Origin of the sequence: Martinezella lusitana (genome assembly GCF_900094565.1) — a bacterium.
Lineage (GTDB): Bacteria > Pseudomonadota > Alphaproteobacteria > Rhizobiales > Rhizobiaceae > Rhizobium > Rhizobium lusitanum.
The window spans coordinates 167,733-184,105 of the sequence record NZ_FMAF01000009.1 but is presented as its reverse complement, the minus strand read 5'-3'; the positions used below and the strand labels follow the sequence as shown (position 1 = coordinate 184,105).

The 16,373-nt window shown below is 60.3% G+C and carries 16 protein-coding genes; 6 read left to right on the top strand and 10 right to left on the bottom strand.

The features are described from left to right. The first annotated feature begins 9 nt into the window (after window positions 1–9). The 6 genes from GA0061101_RS19990 (at window position 10) to GA0061101_RS19960 (ending at window position 4,978) form a co-directional block, all read left to right on the top strand. Window positions 10–903 (top strand): branched-chain amino acid ABC transporter permease, encoded by an 894-nt coding sequence (locus tag GA0061101_RS19990; protein ID WP_037200119.1) that lies wholly within the window; start codon window positions 10–12, stop codon window positions 901–903. Continuing rightward, a complete protein-coding gene (locus tag GA0061101_RS19985) occupies window positions 896–1,789 on the top strand; it encodes a branched-chain amino acid ABC transporter permease (RefSeq protein ID WP_037200117.1) in 894 nt (297 codons plus the stop codon). The genes GA0061101_RS19990 and GA0061101_RS19985 overlap by 8 nt, the downstream gene beginning before the upstream one ends. Continuing rightward, a complete protein-coding gene (locus GA0061101_RS19980; RefSeq protein WP_037200116.1) occupies window positions 1,782–2,540 on the top strand; it encodes an ABC transporter ATP-binding protein in 759 nt (252 codons plus the stop codon). Before GA0061101_RS19985 ends, GA0061101_RS19980 begins: the two co-directional genes overlap by 8 nt. Beyond that, window positions 2,537–3,256: an ABC transporter ATP-binding protein gene (locus GA0061101_RS19975; protein ID WP_037200115.1), complete on the top strand. Its 720-nt coding sequence runs from the start codon at window positions 2,537–2,539 to the stop codon at window positions 3,254–3,256. Before GA0061101_RS19980 ends, GA0061101_RS19975 begins: the two co-directional genes overlap by 4 nt. 31 nt (window positions 3,257–3,287) lie before the next feature. Further along, a complete protein-coding gene (locus GA0061101_RS19970) occupies window positions 3,288–4,085 on the top strand; it encodes a maleate cis-trans isomerase family protein (RefSeq protein WP_037200114.1) in 798 nt (265 codons plus the stop codon). Between the two features lie 449 nt (window positions 4,086–4,534). After that, complete coding sequence (locus GA0061101_RS19960) at window positions 4,535–4,978, top strand: hypothetical protein (RefSeq protein ID WP_037200110.1); 444 nt, start codon at window positions 4,535–4,537, stop codon at window positions 4,976–4,978. 234 nt (window positions 4,979–5,212) lie between these two features. Here GA0061101_RS19960 and GA0061101_RS19955 read toward each other — a convergent pair whose 3' ends face one another. The 10 genes from GA0061101_RS19955 to GA0061101_RS19910 form a co-directional block, all read right to left on the bottom strand. After that, the gene (locus GA0061101_RS19955) at window positions 5,213–6,847 is read right to left on the bottom strand and encodes an amidohydrolase family protein (RefSeq protein WP_245297508.1); all 1,635 of its coding nucleotides are present in this window, start codon (window positions 6,845–6,847) and stop codon (window positions 5,213–5,215) included. Next, on the bottom strand, window positions 6,844–7,893 hold the full coding sequence (locus GA0061101_RS19950) for a questin oxidase family protein (protein WP_037200109.1): 1,050 nt from the start codon (window positions 7,891–7,893) through the stop codon (window positions 6,844–6,846). Before GA0061101_RS19950 ends, GA0061101_RS19955 begins: the two co-directional genes overlap by 4 nt. 70 nt (window positions 7,894–7,963) lie before the next feature. Continuing rightward, window positions 7,964–8,446, bottom strand: a complete 483-nt coding sequence (locus tag GA0061101_RS19945) for a nucleoside deaminase (RefSeq protein WP_037200108.1) — start codon at window positions 8,444–8,446, stop codon at window positions 7,964–7,966. Further along, window positions 8,436–10,124: a CocE/NonD family hydrolase gene (locus tag GA0061101_RS19940; protein ID WP_037200107.1), complete on the bottom strand. Its 1,689-nt coding sequence runs from the start codon at window positions 10,122–10,124 to the stop codon at window positions 8,436–8,438. The genes GA0061101_RS19945 and GA0061101_RS19940 overlap by 11 nt, the downstream gene beginning before the upstream one ends. A gap of 2 nt (window positions 10,125–10,126) precedes the next feature. Next, window positions 10,127–10,945, bottom strand: coding sequence for a creatininase family protein (locus tag GA0061101_RS19935; RefSeq protein WP_037200106.1), 819 nt, complete (start codon window positions 10,943–10,945; stop codon window positions 10,127–10,129). Continuing rightward, window positions 10,942–12,456 carry an NAD(P)-binding domain-containing protein gene (locus GA0061101_RS19930; protein ID WP_037200105.1) on the bottom strand — a complete coding sequence of 505 codons (1,515 nt, stop codon included), beginning with the start codon at window positions 12,454–12,456 and terminating at the stop codon, window positions 10,942–10,944. Before GA0061101_RS19930 ends, GA0061101_RS19935 begins: the two co-directional genes overlap by 4 nt. Beyond that, on the bottom strand, window positions 12,453–13,250 hold the full coding sequence (locus GA0061101_RS19925) for an ABC transporter permease (RefSeq protein WP_037200103.1): 798 nt from the start codon (window positions 13,248–13,250) through the stop codon (window positions 12,453–12,455). Before GA0061101_RS19925 ends, GA0061101_RS19930 begins: the two co-directional genes overlap by 4 nt. Then, on the bottom strand, window positions 13,247–14,125 hold the full coding sequence (locus GA0061101_RS19920; RefSeq protein ID WP_037200102.1) for an ABC transporter permease: 879 nt from the start codon (window positions 14,123–14,125) through the stop codon (window positions 13,247–13,249). Before GA0061101_RS19920 ends, GA0061101_RS19925 begins: the two co-directional genes overlap by 4 nt. Beyond that, window positions 14,125–15,213 carry an ABC transporter ATP-binding protein gene (locus GA0061101_RS19915; protein WP_051964140.1) on the bottom strand — a complete coding sequence of 363 codons (1,089 nt, stop codon included), beginning with the start codon at window positions 15,211–15,213 and terminating at the stop codon, window positions 14,125–14,127. Before GA0061101_RS19915 ends, GA0061101_RS19920 begins: the two co-directional genes overlap by 1 nt. After that, complete coding sequence (locus tag GA0061101_RS19910; RefSeq protein WP_245297507.1) at window positions 15,213–16,295, bottom strand: ABC transporter substrate-binding protein; 1,083 nt, start codon at window positions 16,293–16,295, stop codon at window positions 15,213–15,215. The genes GA0061101_RS19915 and GA0061101_RS19910 overlap by 1 nt, the downstream gene beginning before the upstream one ends. Window positions 16,296–16,373 lie beyond the last annotated feature (78 nt).

Genomic DNA, 16,373 nt, shown 5'->3' with positions numbered 1-16,373 from the left:
ACGAAAATCATGTTTCAATTTCTTGTCGACGTGCTGATGCGCGCCTGCGACCTCATGCTCGTGGCGATCGGCATGAGTGCCGTCTACTCGCTTATGAAGTTTCCCAATATCGCGCTCGTCCAGTATGCCGCGACCGGCGGTGTCCTGGCGATCGCGCTGCAGAAGGCAGGCGTGCCGGTCGGCGTCGCGATCATCTTTGCCGTCGTCCTGACAGGCTTGCTTGCGGTCATTCTCAACGAATTCCTGTTCAACCGGATGCTGAAGATCGGTTCGTCGACGGCGATGATCGGATCGCTGGCGGTCAGCATGGTCTTCTCCGCCGCCTTCCTCGTCACCGTCGGCCCCAACCCCAGCCGATTTGCGCTGCCGGTCTCGCGTCCCATCCGCATCCTCGATGCCCGCATCACCGAACCGCAGCTTCTCGGCTTCGCCATCGTTGCGGCCGCGATTGGGGTCTTCGCGTTTCTCTATTTCCGCACCGATCTTGGGCGCTGCATCCGCGCGACATCGACAAATGAAGTGCTTGCCGACGCCACCGGTATCGATACCGGCCGGATGAAGACCATCATCGTTCTGATCAGCGGGGTGATGGCGGCGCTCGGCGGCGTTGCGATCGCGCTGAAGGGCGAAGTCGACATCCAGGTCGGCATGGACCTGCTGCTGCCGGTCTTTGCCTCCGCCATTCTCGGCGGGCTCGGCAATCCGTTCGGCGCCATTGCCGGCGCGCTGCTGATCTCAGCTGCGGAAACGGTCGTGACGGCCGTCAATCTCGGTCCGCTGATGGGAGAGGTCGCCGCCTTCCTGCCTGTCGCCTATGCCAGCGCGATCTCCTTCCTTCTTCTGGTCGCAGCGCTTCTGTGGCGCCCGCGCGGTCTGTTCGTCAGCGAGGTCAAGCGTGTCTGATTTCATAGTCCACGTCACTATCATGTCCGGCTTTTACGCACTGCTCGCATTGAGCCTCAACCTTCAGGCCGGTTTCGGCGGCCTGATGAATTTCGGCCAGATCGCGTTGTTTGCCTGCGGCACCTATGGTGCGGCGATCGCCTTCCATTTTGACTTTGGTGCGATTTCCGGCTTCGTTCTCGCGATGTTCGCGGCCGCTCTGCTGGGCTGGGCTTTTGCAAGCTTCGGCCGCAACCTCCAGGCGGACTATTGGGGCATCGTCACACTGGCGCTGGCAGAGGTCATCCGCATCGTCACAACCAACGAGGACTGGCTGACCGGTGGTGCGCAGGGTATCGGCGGCATCCCGCCGCTTTATCCAGGTCTGGACAGCCAGGCGCGGCAGATCGCCATCCTCGTCACTGTTCTGGCGCTTGTGGTTGCCGCCGGGTTGTTATGCCGCCATCTGATCGGCGGCCGTTATGGCCTGTCGATCCGGATGATGCGAGAGGAACCGCAGCTCGCCGCCTCGCTCGGTTACGATACGATCGCCCTCAAGCGCCAGTTGATGGCCGCATCCAGCGTGCTGGCGGCGGTATCTGGTTTTCTGTTTGCCCATTACGTCAGTTTCGTCGGGCCGGAGCAGATCGATAGTTCGGAAACCTTTCTGATCTGGGCGATGATCGTGGTCGGCGGTCTCGGCAACAATGCCGGTGCCATCGTCGGTGCCTTTCTGCTGCAGTTCGCCTTCGCCTTCATCCCTTTTGTCAAGGACTGGATCGGCCTGCCGACCGAATATGTCGCGGCCGGCCGGCTGTTTCTGACCGGCGGCGGGTTGATCGCCTTCATTCTGTTTCGGCAGTCAGGCATCGTGCCGGAACGTGTGGGAGGGCGCCGCTATGTCTGATCCGGTACTCACGCTCGAAGGTGTGGCCAAATCCTTCGGTGCCAATCAGGTCCTGGCAAATGTCGGTTTCCGAATCGGGCAGGGAGAGGTCGTCGGGCTGCTCGGGCCGAACGGCTGCGGCAAGTCGACCCTGCTCAATCTCGTATCCGGGATATTTGCTCCCGATGCCGGAACTGTGGTCTTCAACGGCGAAGATATTACCGGCCGCAGCATGGACCGGATCGCGCGGAAGGGGCTGGTGCGCACCTTCCAGCTGCCTTCCATGCCACGCAGGATGACGGTTGCCGAACTGCTCTATGGGGCAGCGGCACGGCGGGCCGGGTTCCGGAGCTTGTTCCGGCGGGAGGTAGACGACAGGGCGGAGGTTGACGCACTGCTGGACGACCTGGCGCTGTCGCATGTTCGCCATCTCCCGGCGGCCTCGTTGTCCGGCGGGCAGAAGAAGCTTCTGTCGATCGCGCTGGCCTTGCGGGCGTCTCCCGAGATGATCTGCCTCGACGAGCCGACCGCCGGCGTCCATCCCAATCTGCGCCAGCACATGATCGGGCTTCTGAGGCGCATCAATGCCGCCCGCATCACGCTGCTGATCGTCGAACACGACATGCATTTCATCCGCGAACTCTGCAGCCGCTGCGTGGTGATGGATCGCGGTGCGGTGATTGCCGATTGCAGGCCGTCGGAACTCACATCCAACGAACAGGTCGTCGAAGCCTATCTCGGCAATGCCAGACAGAAGAGGGCGATGGCATGATCGAAGTCACCAATGTGAGGGCCGGTTACGGCGATGGGCCGGATATTCTCAACGGCATTTCATTGAAGGCGGAGCCTGGCAGGATCGTCACCATTCTGGGGCCTAACGGCTGCGGAAAATCGACGCTTCTGAAGTGCATCGCAGGTTTCGTCCGGCCGCGGGCAGGCAATATCCGCATGTCCGGCGAGGCCGTCACCGACGTGCCGACCTACAGCAAGGTGCGCCACCACCGGGTCGGTTTCGTGCCACAGACGGACAATGTCTTCGCCACCATGACGGTGGCGGAAAACATCCTGCTCGGCGGCCGGCTGATGGAGCGACGAGACCGCGAGCGCCGGTTCGATGCGCTTCTTGACCAATATCCTAGCCTAGCCTCGAAGAAGAACAGACGTGCATCCGCTCTGTCGGGCGGTGAAAGACAGCTTCTCTCGCTGGCGCGGGCGCTGATTTCGGAACCGTCAATCCTTCTTCTCGACGAACCTTCGGCCGGCCTTTCTCCGCGGATGATGCACGATGTCTTCGAGGCGATCTCGGACGTCCGTCGTCGGGACGGTCCTTCGATCCTGATGGTCGAGCAAAACGCTTTCGAGGCGCTGCATGTGTCCGACACCGCCTATGTCCTGTCGCTCGGCAGCGTGGCGATGGAAGGTGCAGCCAGCGATCTTCTCGCCGATCCGGCAATGCGCTCGCTCTATCTCGGCGGCGACAGCCACTAATTCTCTTCTCACGCATACCGGAGACATGACCATGACGATCCATTCACTGCATGACACGACCCCGCTTCTCGTCAACAGGGAAGGTCTATCCTTCGACATCGATAACGGCATCGGCACGCTTGCCAATCTCGGCCTGCTGGTGCTTCGAACGGACCAGACGATCGAGGACGAGTTCCGCTTCGCGCTGCCGTCGTCGGACGTGGCGCTCTACGAGGCGCGGCTCTACAGCGATGTCGAGATCACGCCGGCAAACCTGATGAAAATGTCGGACGAGATCCCCGGCACGGTCGGCTTGCTTCCGGATGTGGCATTCGACGTTATCGGATTTGCCTGCACGTCCGGCTCCCTCGTCATCGGCGAGGATCGCATCGCCGAGCGTGTCCACGAGGTTCTGCCAAGCGTGAAGGTGACCAATCCGGTCACCGCCGTCCGCGCCGCGATGGAGGCGCTCGGCGCCCGGCGCATGGCGCTGCTTACACCCTACATGCCGGAGATTAACCACTCCCTGCGCGCCTCGCTGATGGCGAGGGGCATGGATATCCCGGTCATGGGCTCCTTCCATGAGCCGGATGACAATCGTGTGGCCCGAATCACGCCGGTTTCGATCGAGCGCGCTATTCTCGAGCTGGGAAGCTCGGATGAATGCGATGCTGTTTTCGTTTCCTGCACCAGCATGCGGGTTGCACGTATCGTTGAGCAGGTGGAGGCGAAGCTTGGCAAGCCGGTAACATCCAGCAATCATGCGCTCGCCTGGCACATGCTCCGGCTGGCCGGTTACAGTCAGCCAATGCCCGGTCTTGGTCAGTTGTTCACGTTGCCAGGCGGCTAACCCTTCGTCATTCATGCATCAGAACAGAGGTTCTGTTTCTGAAATTAGCTGGGCCAACGGTACACATCCTTTCAAGACCTTCAATGCGGAGATTTGCGATGAATGTTTTCGATGACGGCTATGCGCCCTATTCCGGCCGTTCGACTGACACTTGAGACCTCCCGAAAGCCGATGAATGACGGAGGCAAGCATCAATACCTACACAGTCCACGGCAATTGCACGCCAAGGTCTGGGCCGAACCCTTGGAAAGTGACACACACTTCATCGCGATGGCCGGAATCCTTGCAGGATAGCCAAAAGCGTCTCTGAGCTCTCCAATGCTAAGACGGACATCCCGCCCTCAGGCGTCACGTTCGGGCGTTGGGAAACTCAGAGCAGAAGGCCGACACGGGCGGTTACTTAGGTGACAAAGTGTTGCTGCCGATGCGAGCTTTGATTTGGGGACGTCATGACAACTCTTAGGATCTACGATCTCAAGCAAGAGGTCCTTGCTCTTGATCTCAGAGACTTGCTGCGGCTTTTGGCTCCAAAGTCTCTGGAAGCAAACTGGATCGTTTCGACGGTCAAGTCGTCTACACCTGGGCACGAATGGTTTGAGGCTACAGGTGAAGGCGGGGAACGGCTTGAAGGATTGGCGCAAAACAATGCCCAGCTTTCGGGCTCTGATTTAGCTGCGTTGGCCGAGAATACGCGACAGGTTATTTGGGGCGAGTTCGTCGGCTTGCCGCACACACAATCAGACAAAACGTGGGTGATAATCCGAGCGGTCGATAGCACGTTCTACGAGGTCGATACGGACGACGAGATGGTGCTGAGCAAGATTAGCTCGACTTACAAAGATGTCCGTGCTGGGGAGGTTCCGGTTGCGTCATGGCTTTGGGCCCCCCGGTGAATGATGGCAGCCAAACGCGAACGGCAGCCAGAGCGAGGAATGCAGCGAACGACCTCGCGGCTACGGCTCAGTGGAAACATGAAATAGAGCCAAACAGCATGGGTGATATCGACGGTGGAAAACGATGTCTCTTATAGCTGACAGTACGCGTGGTCATGCCAACCACTTATTTTGCAACCATTAAACACACGACAACGTGACATCGCCCCGGCCGCAACTTTTGCTCAGACATGTCTATCCTCCAACCAACGTTTGCTGTCTTAACGCCACTCGGGAGTTGGATGTTCCGGAGCCAGCTTGTTCCTCTTCCGCCATAGCGTTATATCGATAGGGGAGATAACCGGCCGCCGGCGTGAAATTGCGGTGGTATGCCTCGATATGGGGAAGCAGGGCATCGATCGCATCCCAGGCTTGCCGCTCGCCTTGCGTTTCTGGTCGTTCCAGCCGTCCGGCGATTTCTGCCAGCACTGCCTCACGATCGATCGTGATGACTTTGCCGTCATTGACGACCAGGCGACCGCCAACGAACACCTGGGTGACGGCATGCCGTCCGCCGCGATGCAGGACGCTCTCCACCACCGGCGTGCGGGCGTTTACATGCGGTCTTCCGATCTTGCGGCGATCCATGAGCACGATATCGGCCTGAAGACCTGGTTCGAGCCGGCCCGTAAAGCCGCCAAAGCCGACGGTTCTGGCGCCATGCTCGGTCGCCATCTGCAGCACGGCACCAGCACCAGGACGGTCGTTCCATAGGCCTGTCTCGCGGTGTAGTGCCCAGACCAGCTTCATTTCAAGCGTCATGTCGCGGTCGTCGGCTATGTTCGACTGGTCTATCCCGAGCGCGACCGGAATGCCGCGGTGGCGCATTTCGTTGACAGGGGCGATGCCGCTGCCGAGCCGCAGGCCGGATGAGGCATTGTGGCACATGCTGCAGCCGCAATCGGCTATGATGTCGAGATCCTCGCGGCTCATCCAGTTGCCGTGCCCGAGCGTGACGTTTGGCCCGAGGCATTCGAGCGCCTTCAAATGCTGAACGGCACTGTGGCCGAAATTATCGTGGGCGAAGCGTGATTGCCGTTCGGTTTCCAGAAGGTGCATATGGACCTGCGCATCGGTTTCGCGGGCCGTCTCGAAAATCGTCCGCAGGCATTCGTCCGTACACCAGTGCAGATTGGCAGGGGCGAGATTGATGCGGACATGATCCGGCCGGGCGTCGAACCAGCTTTCTTTGAGCGCGCGGTAAAATGTCATCAGCTCTGCGATGGGAATGTTCGACGCGTCGAGTTTGGGCGCGATCCAGCTGCGGACGGCATCCGGAAGGGTGGCCAGCACCTTGGCGTCGTCGTCATAGGTCAGAATGTTGCGGTCGCGGATCATGAATGTAAAGCCGGCCCGCATGCCTATCTCGCTATAGGCCTCCAACGTAGCATTTGCCGTGGCCGTCCAGTTCTCTGGTGCGCCTGCAAGTCCGCTGTTTATATGCTGCACCGTCGTCGTTCCGCTTTCCAGCATCTCGATCGCGGAATAGAGCGTATCCAGCCGGACATCGATCTGGCGCATCGCCCGGAATTGCGGCAGCCACAATTCCAACGGGGCAAAGGGTACGCCCTGCATCAGTGGCGTGATCCCGAAATGGTGGTGGCTGTTGACCAGTCCCGGCATGGCGATCATGTCCGGAGATCCGAAGCGGGCGAGATGGTCGTTGCCGTAGGCAACGGCGGCAAGAGGCCCGATCTGCGCGATCATGCCGCCAGCGACACGGATGCCCACATCATGGCGCATGGACATGGTGCCGTCAGGCAAAACGCCGCACAGCACGGTTCCGGCTTCAATGATGCAGTCGCCGGACATCGGCTCTTCCGGGCTCATTTCGTGTAGTCTCCGATTAGTCCGAGGCGGCGGGCGACTACGACACGGTAGAGCGGGTCGCCATAGACTTTCATTTCCTCGCTGGCGGAAAAGGCGAGACTGATATCATGCTCGTCGTAGCTTTGCGCGGCGATCGCATGCATTTCGGGCCAGTCCGGCACATGGATATGACGCCAGCGATCGACGATCGCTCTGTCCGGCATCTCGGGAAACCCGAGCTCGCCCATCAGCGCAGCGATCCCCTGCCAGAACACCCGCATCATCCGACGGAGGGTCGCCTCATCGCAGTGCGGCTCAAGGAGACGGATCCAGTGCAGCCCGGTGATGATGTGCAAGGCCGCGAAATGCTGGGTTGCGGCAAATATGGCGAGCGCCGTCGCCGCCATTTTTTCCATCGTATCCGGCCCGATGTCGAGCCAATCGACGACGGGCGCGAATTCGGGCACGCTTCCGGCGTCGCGAATGTTTTGCCAGAGAAGGTCGTGAAGTTCCATGCCATGCAATGGCTTGATCGCAGCTGTCAGGGCCAGGACTTCCGCTGGGTCGCGCGTGATCGGGGACGTTCCCTGCGCTTCCGGAAGCGGCAGATAGGTGGCGGCCCAGTAGGCGAGCGCAATGGCGACATCGGTCTCGTCGGCGCGAAGCACGCCATAGGCTGATCGCATCAGCGCGTGAAAGGCGCTGGCGGCGACGCCGTCGGCAAGATCGGGAAGATAAAGCTCCAAAGCCCCGTGTATTCCGAGCCGGGTCACCTCGTCGGCAAAAAAGACGCGCAGATCGGGTTCGCGCTCGCGCATTCCGATGGCGGCTTTCCAGCTTTTGCCATCCAGGCGCTTCAACGGCTGGGCGAAGGGCAGAAGCTGCTTTGCGTCTCTGTAGTGATGGAAGAACCGCCGCAGCTGAGCCGGCCCGCCGCCGATCCGGTCCAAAGCGACGAGGACCATCGGCGCATGATTGGCGAATGTACGCGAAAATTCAGAACCCCATGCCGGCATGCCGGCCAGCAACGTCTCCAGTTCGTCCGAAGTGCTTTCTTTGGGGACCATGGATATAAACTCCTCCTTGAAACCGGCGTCTCATGCCTGACCTTGTTGAAAGCGGAGTGCCCGCTTGTATTCACACCGTTGATTGCCAGGCGTCCCGGTGAACGGCTTCCGCTTCCGTCTCGATCAAGGGCCCGATGACCTCGATGCTTTTCTGGCCGGCTGCAAAGACATCGCGGCATGGTAGATCCATTGTCGGGTTGTCCGGGTGATCTCCTGTCATGGCCTTCAGCCGATGTTCGGAAAGGCCGTAGACGACCCGGCCGATACCGACCCAGTAAATAGCGCCGGCGCACATGGCGCAGGGTTCCGCCGAGCTGTACATGGTACACTCCGCCAGAAACGGCTCGCGATAGAGCTTCGATGCACGCGTCGCCAACAGACGCTCTGCATGGGCTGTTCCATCGAGGTCGGGGAAATATCCGTTCTCTTCCTCAAGAAGAATTTCACCACCGGGACCGGCTAGAAGCGCGCCGAAAGGCATATTGCCATGCGCTTTCGCCCGGTGTGCAATCTCGAAGGTCAATCTAAGAAGGCTTTCGTGATCAATGCTCATGTCGGTTCTCCTCTACGGTATGGGATTGCCTGTCTTTCGCATCGGCCTGCCGCATCACGGGCAATCGCAGGGTGGAGTGGTAGCCATCGCCTGAGCGGAGTACGAGGGTCGTGACCAGCCGATCCGTTACGGCTGAGTCCTGGGGACGCGCTCCGGTGCCCGGATTGACGGGGAAGGCAGGGAACGATGCCGCCTGTATGGACAGACGCAGGCAATACCCTGCCGGCACCGTAACATGCATGGGCCGCAGCGTGACGAGAACCGCCGATCCGTCGCCGTGCATCTTTACGGTCTTATGCCCCGACGTTACGCTGATGGCGGGCCCGTCAGGGGCAAGCGCGCTCAAGGTGCAATCCACGTCGAAACTCGGCCTGTCGGCGGTGACGAAGAGGTTCACTTTTGCGGCTCCGGTCAGCAGGAGCGGCCGGTCGAGCGGATCGGAGGTATAGACGAGCACGTCAGCCCTGTCGTCGATGGCTGCCCGGTCGGCAAAATCCGGAGGCGTGCCGAGATGCAGCCCGACGCTCGGGGCCGGCCGCCATGGATCGTGGACGAGATAATCGGCGCTCGCAAGTGCCGGCTTCTCCGTAAGCGTTCCATCGATGCTCGTCGCCGCCGCCCGGCCGCCCGATGCGAGATGAAGCACCAGAGTCTCGGCCGTCGGCAGGCTTTCGAAACCGGTCCATGTCTTTTTAACAACATCGTAAAGCCGGACCTTCGGGTAAGGATTGTCGCGGCCTTTGAGAGCTTCGTCGAAAAATGCGACGATCTCGCGGTCGATACCGTCTGCCGCACCGGCTCCAGCATCCACTGGCCCGACCTGTCGTCCCCAAGGGATATGCGACCATGGTCCGATAGAAAGCCGCTGGAGACTGCCCCCCGCGGAAAATGCCTCGAAGGCGGCGAACGTGCCCTCAAGCATAATGTCGTTCCATCCGCCGACATGCAGGACCGGAACGTCCAGCGTCACGCCCTCAAGCAGCGATTGCGGCGACCTTGCCCGCCAATAGGACGGATCATCAGTGAGCCAGTCATGATAATGCGTGTATCGCGCTGCCTGCTCCAAGACGTCCGACCGTGCCGAAACCGCGCCGGAATGCAGAGAAGGCAAAGCAGCATGCAACATATGGGCGGCATCGAGGTCGCCGGCCAGCCGAGCATTTTCGACGGCCATCTGGCACGCCCACATCTGGTTGGACTGCAGACGGAATCCGTCGCCCTCGAAGGCCCAGTGGTTGCGCACATCGAAGGCCGCCATGGCGATCGCCATCGCGTCGGGCAATTTTCCGCCGGATTTTCGAGCGCCGGCAAGGGCCAGGAACTGGTTCATGCCGTGATAGCTGAAGCCATAGCTGGCCACCATGCCGTTGCCGCCGGCAAGATCGGCCGCCAGCGACAATGTCTGCGCGCCATCGGCGACATCGTCCTCGAGAATCCTGAAGACCCCTTCAGAATCTCCACGGCCACGAACATCCTGCACCAGCACGACATAACCCTGCGCCGCATACCATGCGGGGTGGGCCAGAACGACCGTCGAGGCGACCTTTCGCCCGTAGGGCAGACGCATCACCAGGACGGGATAGCGCTCCGGGCCGACGGGACGATAGACGTCAGCTGCCAGATGGACGCCGTCGGCCATGCGCATCCGAAGAGTTTCGACGGGGCGGAGTGCCTGCATGGTTATCTCATGGCCGAAAAGCGTGTTTCAGAGGTGAGCCTCTTCATGTCGAAATTGCGCGTCGCCTCGATGAGGCGCACCAAACCGGTTGCTGCCCGGTCAAGCAGCTGCGCGCCTTTGACGGCGTCGGCATTGGCGGCATCTCCGCTGACGCCCGCGGGATGGAGGTCCTGCGCTTGCCAGCCGAAACCGACCGCGCCCTCAGCCGTCAACGGGCTGCCGCACTTCTCGATGTCGACGGTCAGCGGCACGAAATCTTCGGCCTTGTCCATGGCGACCAAGTCCGGCGCGATGGCCAGCATCATGCTGGTTTCGATATCGCCGCCGTGAATGCCGTGAACGATTTCCGCCGACGAAAACAGATCGTCGACCGGCGTGATCCTGAACCAGGAACAGGCGACCGCCAGCATGTCGAGTTCGACACGGATATCGCGGCAGGTCATCTCCATCAGCGAGATCTGTCCGCCATGCGAATTGAACAGGATCATCTTTCGGACGCCGGCTCGCTCCACGCTTTTGGCGATATCGAGCCAGACGAGCCGCAGGGTTTGCGCCGATATGGTCAACGTCCCTGGATAGGCGAGGTGCTCATCCGATTTGCCGATACTGATTGCCGGCAGGATGAGGACGTCCGCGTTTGCGTCGAGCAACGGTACCATCCGATCGAGGATGGCGGCATTGATCGCGGCGTCCACCTGCACGGGAAGATGGGGTCCATGCTGCTCGACAGCCGCAATCGGCAGTATGACGACCGTCTCACTCAGATCGCGGGACGCAAAATCGGCGGTCGAGTGATCGGCCCAGTAAAAGGAATGCGTCATGCGCCACTCCGCATAGTTGGCTTGTTGGTCTCGGGCGATCTTGCCGATTGCCGGTTGGCCTCGGCCACGACCGTTTCGAAATCGTCCGGGATCGGCAGATCCGGAGAGACATAGGCCTCGAGTTCCGGCAGGATGACCGCTTCCCGATCGAGCAGCAGACGGCGCAGGACTCCGCGCACGAGCCGTGGAACGGCATACTTGTGCCCACTGATCGACGTCGAGTGCGGACCGTGACTGACGAAACTGCTGCTGTTGAAGGCAAACACCCGGCTGACCCATGTCTCATCCGGATCCTTCGGGATGAATCCATAGAACCCATCGAGATAGGGAAACCTTGCCAGCCGGGCATCCGCGCTGCCGTCTTTCGGCGTGTAGCGTTCGCCCCAAAGCGCGACCTTGTCATGAATGGTCTTGAGTTCAGGCCTGACGGCGAGATCGACATCCATGCCTGTCGCAAGAAGCAGATGATCGAACTCCAGAATACCTTCAGGCGTGGTGACACGGATCGCATCGGCCTGCTGGGAGACCTCCAGCCAAGGGGTTGCGGGACGAAGCTTGAAATTTTCAAGGCGCATCGCGGTCTCGAAACTGCGCACCGGTGGCGGCTGATCAGCACTGCGAAAGAACCGGGCAATATCCCAGCGTGTGGTCTCGGAAAGGTCAGGGTAATGCGTCATCATGCCGGGTGTTTCGACCGCGCGGTGGGGATTGGTGCGCGGCAGTCGCGCGCGTCGGAAGCAGAGATCGACGGAGGCAGCACCGGCTTCCAGCGCCTTGATCGCATTGTCGAACGCAGAGGCACCATGGCCGAGCACGCCGACGCGCAGTCCCTTCAACGCGTCGAAATCGACCGGCCCGTTCGTGTGATCGAACTTTTCGGGTGCAAGGGCTTCGGATACAAGTGCCGGCACCCGCCATGCGCCGGCGCCATCATAGCCGGTAGCCAGCACGACGGTTCGCGCCAGGGATTTTTCAATCCTGCCTCCGAGACGGGTCGTGACGGCGATCAGATCGCCCTCCGGGGCGACATCTAGGACCTCGCAATGATTGGTGATGGCGATCTCGAAAACGTCGGCATACCAGTCGAGATAGGCCTTCCAGTCCGTTCGCGGAATGCGGGACAGGTCCGCCCACGCTTGTTGCCCGTAGCGGGTTTCGAACCAGCGGCGGACAGACAGGTTGATAACATTGAACTCGTTGCCGACCTGTGTCTTCGGGGTGCGCAACTCCTCCATGCGCGCAAAGGTCAGCCATGGTCCCTCGGCGCCTGGTGCGCCGCTGTCCAGGACGCGGATATGCCGGAGCCCATCCCATTTCAAGGCTGCGGCGATCGTGACGCCGGACTGGCCGCCGCCGACAATGATCGCATCAGCGATTTCAGCCGCGTCGGGTCTCGGCAGGTCGCTGAGCCATGCTGCGCTCGGGTAGCCGAGCGCAGTAAGATCGGCAAGCGCCTCCTGCTTCAGGTCGTCAAGTGTGATGCGCGGCGCGTCGATTGGAGCAATCATCATGGGTCATCTCGTACACGAGCCATACGTCCGCGCAGGCGGCGTCGGCGATTGATTTCGGTCAGCGCGACGATCAGGGCCGTCAACACGAGGACGGCAACCTGCATTGCATTGAGGTCGGGCTTGAGCTCGCGCCGGAATTCTGATGCGACAATCAGCGACAGCGGCTGCGTGCGGCCGGCGAGGAACATGGAGATGGTCAGATCGGCCAGCGACAGGATGACCCCGATGGAATAGGCGGCACTCAGCGCGACACTCAACTGTGGCAGCAGAACGCGCCGGAAGCTTTGCCACGGGGTAGCGCCGAGATCCCGTGCCGCTTCCTCAAGCCGCGGATCGAGCCGGATCATCACGGCGGCAAGGATTGTTGTGGTGAAAGGAATGACGACCAAAGTCTGCGCCAGTATGAGCGCCGTTGCCCCACGTCCCAATCCCACCCAGCTCATGAGCATGGCTTGCGCAATGGACAGCACCGTCTTCGGCACTAGAAAGGGCACGAGGACCAGGATGCCGAATGCGGCCCGGAACTTCATGCGCGGCGACGTCACGGCCAATGCCGCTATCAGTCCGATCAGCGCGCCGAGCAGACCGACGGGCTGCGCGATCAGAAAACTGGTGACGAAGCCGCCAAGAAACGCTTCGTTCCCGAAAAGATCGGCATACCAGGAGAGGGTGAAACCGCTCAAGGGGAAGGCCATCGTGCTTGCGGCGTTGAAGGAAAAAATTCCGAGAACCACGATCGGCAGATAGAAGAAGCACACGGCAAGGCCGAGCGTTAAGATCATCAAGCGGCTCATCGTGCCCCCCGCCGAAAGACCGCCCGCGCACCATCGAACCGAAGAAGGAAGATCACAAATCCGCTGGCAAAGACGAACAGGACGATAAGAAGGCTGAGGGATAGCGCGGAGGCCAGCGGCCAATCGAAGGCGGTCCCGAACAGGTTGTCAATCATGGCCATCGGAGTCGCGCCCGACGTCCCGCCCAAAAGGCTCGGCGTCATCATGTCGCCGGCGGCGAGCGCAAAGACCGTAAACACGCCGACAGCCAGTCCAGGCGTCGTCAAAGGCAAAGTGACCTTGAAGAACGCATCTATGGGGCGAGCCCCTAGATCCCGTGCGGCTTCGATCAAACGTTCGTCGATCAATTCCGCCGAGATCCAGATTGCCAGCACCATGAAGGGCAAATTGTTGTAGAGAAGCACAAGATGCGTGGTGAACGGCGAAAACAGCAGGAATTTCAACGGCTCATCTATCACGCCAAACCATTTTAGAACGGCGTTGACCAGTCCTTCAGAGCCGAGAACGACCCGCCAGGCATAAATCCGGACAATCTCGCCGGTATAGAGCGGTGTCAAAAGGACGATGCTGCCGACCCCCTTCCATAGAAGGGGAAGGCGCGTCATCGAAACGGCGATCGGGTATCCGATCAAAGCCGCCAGTACCGCCGTTCCAGCACCTGAGATAACAGCCTTGCCGACCAGAAAGGCGAAGACCGGATTAGTGAACATCTGCGCCCAGCTATGTGACGAAAAGGCCGGAACGAGCGTGAACGCATCGAGATCCACCTCGAAGACGCTGAAAACCGCGAGCAGGGCAAGCGGGAGAATGCATCCCAGCACCAGTATACAAGCGACGGGCATAGCAAGCTGCGCCCGGTGAAACGCCAGGGCCATCAGTCGATCCTCGTGATGAAGGCACGGTCTCGATCGACGACAAGCCCAACATCCGCTCCAGGCGCAGGCGGGCTATCCGCCATGAACCGCAAGATGACGCCCTTAACCTCGGCCTCGACAAGGTAGCGATCTCCTTTGAAAACGACATGCCGGATCGTCGTGTTCAGGCCATCCGCGCCAATACGGACATGTTCCGGCCGAATGGCGAGCACTGCCTTATCCCCTTTCACCAATCCCTCAACCGCCGGGCATTGCACGATGCCGATGGCTGTATCGATCGCAGCCGATCCGGACACCCCGCCATTGTTTGCGATTTCACCTGGAATGAGTGTCGCTGCGCCGATGAAGTCAGCGACAAAGGCGTTGGCAGGACGGGCATAGATCGTCAGCGGGGCGGCCTTTTGAATGATGCGCCCCTTGTTCATGATCACGACGATGTCCGACAACGCAAATGCCTCGTCCTGATCGTGGGTGACGTAGACGAAGGCGATACCGAGACGCCGCTGCAAATCCTTCAGTTCGATCTGTAAATGCCCGCGCATTTTTTTGTCCAATGCGGACAGTGGTTCGTCGAGCAGAAGCAGATGCGGCTCCGCTATGATCGCACGTGCTACGGCGACCCGCTGTTGCTGGCCACCCGAGAGCTGATGCGGATAACGATCACCGAACTCCGCCATATGCACGGCATCCAGCGCCCTTTTGACGCGCGCCGCCACATCGACATTACTGTGGCGCCGCAGTGTCAGCGAGAACGCGACGTTTCCGAACACGGTCAGATGCGGGAACAACGCGTAGCTCTGGAACACGGTGTTGACCGGACGGCGCTCCGGCGGAACGCCGGAGAGCGAACGTCCGTCAAGCACGATCGATCCCGCGTCCGGTGTCTCGAAGCCGGCAATCATGCGCAGTATCGTGGTCTTGCCGCAACCGGAAGGGCCGAGAAACGTCGTGAAAGCCCTTTCCGGAACATCGAGATCGACACTGTCGACCGCGCGTTCCTTGCCATAATTCTTGGTCAGGCCGCGGGCCGACAGCAAAAGCCCCGATCTGGTCGGATCGGACATCATGTCAGGCGTACTCACCTTCATTAGCTTGCCTTGACTTCATTCCAGACCTTTAGCCACTCCGAGTAATTCTCCGGGGCGACGGGCCACATGAAAGATTTCATCACATCCATGTCGTCGACGAAGATCGTTTCCTGCTCCTCCTTCGACAGCTTGTCGCGAATAATGGACGAGGTGGTTGCGTAGTTGCCGATCTTGGCAATCTGAGTCGCAAAGTCTGCGCCAAGCAGATAATCGACAAACTTATAACCGATTTCGGTCTTTTCCGGAGATAGTGTTGCCGGCATGGCGAAGCAATCGCACCATCCCATGATACCGGCTTTCGGCTTGGCCATCCCCATCGCCAGCTTGTCTTTCAGTGCGTCATAGGGAACCCGCCATGAAAACGCGCAGGAAACCTCGCCCGTGGCAAACAGGTTGGTGAGATCGCCGATCGTCTGCCAATAGGTGCGCAGCAGCGGCTTTTGCGCGATCAACAGTTTTTTGGCTTCTGCCAGTTCCTTGGTTTCCATAAGGAAGACCTTGTCGCGCGGTACGCCGGCGACCAGACCGGCGATGCCGATGGACTCCAGCGCATAGTCGCGCATGGCAAGCTGGCCCTTGTATTTCTCGTTGAACAACGTCGTGTAGTCGGGCTCGCTCTCGAACTTGTCCTTGCGGTAGACGATCGGGTTGAGGCCCCAGAGATAGGGAACGGCGAACTGCTTGCCCGAGGCGTCGAGAACCTTGGGCGTGGTCTTGAAAACGTCGTACATTTTGGCGGCGTTGGGGATCTTGCCCATGTCGATTTCTTTGAGCAGCCCCCCCTTGATGTAGCGCCAGCTTCCATTCAGCGACGGGTTGATCATGTCCCAGTCGGAGGCGGTGCCGGTTTTCAGCGCCGCGAATTGTGCGTCCTCGCTAGAAAGATAAGACAGCTTGATCTTGACGCCGGTCTGCGCTTCGAAGGCCGCAAGGTATTCAGGATGGCCGTTGGAATCCCAGGTCGCCCAGACCATTTCGGAAACGGCCGCCCTGGCGCTGCTCAACGAACCGAACATCCCTGCTGCCGTACCGGCTGCAATCCCTGCAAGCACCTCACGTCGGCTAATTCCTGAACCTGCCATCATGCCCTCATCTGGTTGCGAGTGAACTGCGACCAATGTCGTTTGTTTGGACAGGAAAGCCTATAACGGAACCCAAAT

Excerpts from the sequence above, each read along its gene's own strand:
- GA0061101_RS19990 (WP_037200119.1), top strand. The coding sequence starts at position 10 with ATGTTTCAATTTCTTGTCGACGTGCTGATGCGCGCCTGCGACCTCATG.
- GA0061101_RS19980 (WP_037200116.1), top strand. The coding sequence starts at position 1,782 with ATGTCTGATCCGGTACTCACGCTCGAAGGTGTGGCCAAATCCTTCGGT.
- GA0061101_RS19975 (WP_037200115.1), top strand. The coding sequence starts at position 2,537 with ATGATCGAAGTCACCAATGTGAGGGCCGGTTACGGCGATGGGCCGGAT.
- GA0061101_RS19970 (WP_037200114.1), top strand. The coding sequence starts at position 3,288 with ATGACGATCCATTCACTGCATGACACGACCCCGCTTCTCGTCAACAGG.
- GA0061101_RS19960 (WP_037200110.1), top strand. The coding sequence starts at position 4,535 with ATGACAACTCTTAGGATCTACGATCTCAAGCAAGAGGTCCTTGCTCTT.
- GA0061101_RS19955 (WP_245297508.1), bottom strand. The coding sequence starts at position 6,847 with ATGAGCCCGGAAGAGCCGATGTCCGGCGACTGCATCATTGAAGCCGGA.
- GA0061101_RS19950 (WP_037200109.1), bottom strand. The coding sequence starts at position 7,893 with ATGGTCCCCAAAGAAAGCACTTCGGACGAACTGGAGACGTTGCTGGCC.
- GA0061101_RS19945 (WP_037200108.1), bottom strand. The coding sequence starts at position 8,446 with ATGAGCATTGATCACGAAAGCCTTCTTAGATTGACCTTCGAGATTGCA.
- GA0061101_RS19940 (WP_037200107.1), bottom strand. The coding sequence starts at position 10,124 with ATGCAGGCACTCCGCCCCGTCGAAACTCTTCGGATGCGCATGGCCGAC.
- GA0061101_RS19935 (WP_037200106.1), bottom strand. The coding sequence starts at position 10,945 with ATGACGCATTCCTTTTACTGGGCCGATCACTCGACCGCCGATTTTGCG.
- GA0061101_RS19930 (WP_037200105.1), bottom strand. The coding sequence starts at position 12,456 with ATGATGATTGCTCCAATCGACGCGCCGCGCATCACACTTGACGACCTG.
- GA0061101_RS19925 (WP_037200103.1), bottom strand. The coding sequence starts at position 13,250 with ATGAGCCGCTTGATGATCTTAACGCTCGGCCTTGCCGTGTGCTTCTTC.
- GA0061101_RS19920 (WP_037200102.1), bottom strand. The coding sequence starts at position 14,125 with ATGGCCCTGGCGTTTCACCGGGCGCAGCTTGCTATGCCCGTCGCTTGT.
- GA0061101_RS19915 (WP_051964140.1), bottom strand. The coding sequence starts at position 15,213 with ATGAAGGTGAGTACGCCTGACATGATGTCCGATCCGACCAGATCGGGG.
- GA0061101_RS19910 (WP_245297507.1), bottom strand. The coding sequence starts at position 16,295 with ATGGCAGGTTCAGGAATTAGCCGACGTGAGGTGCTTGCAGGGATTGCA.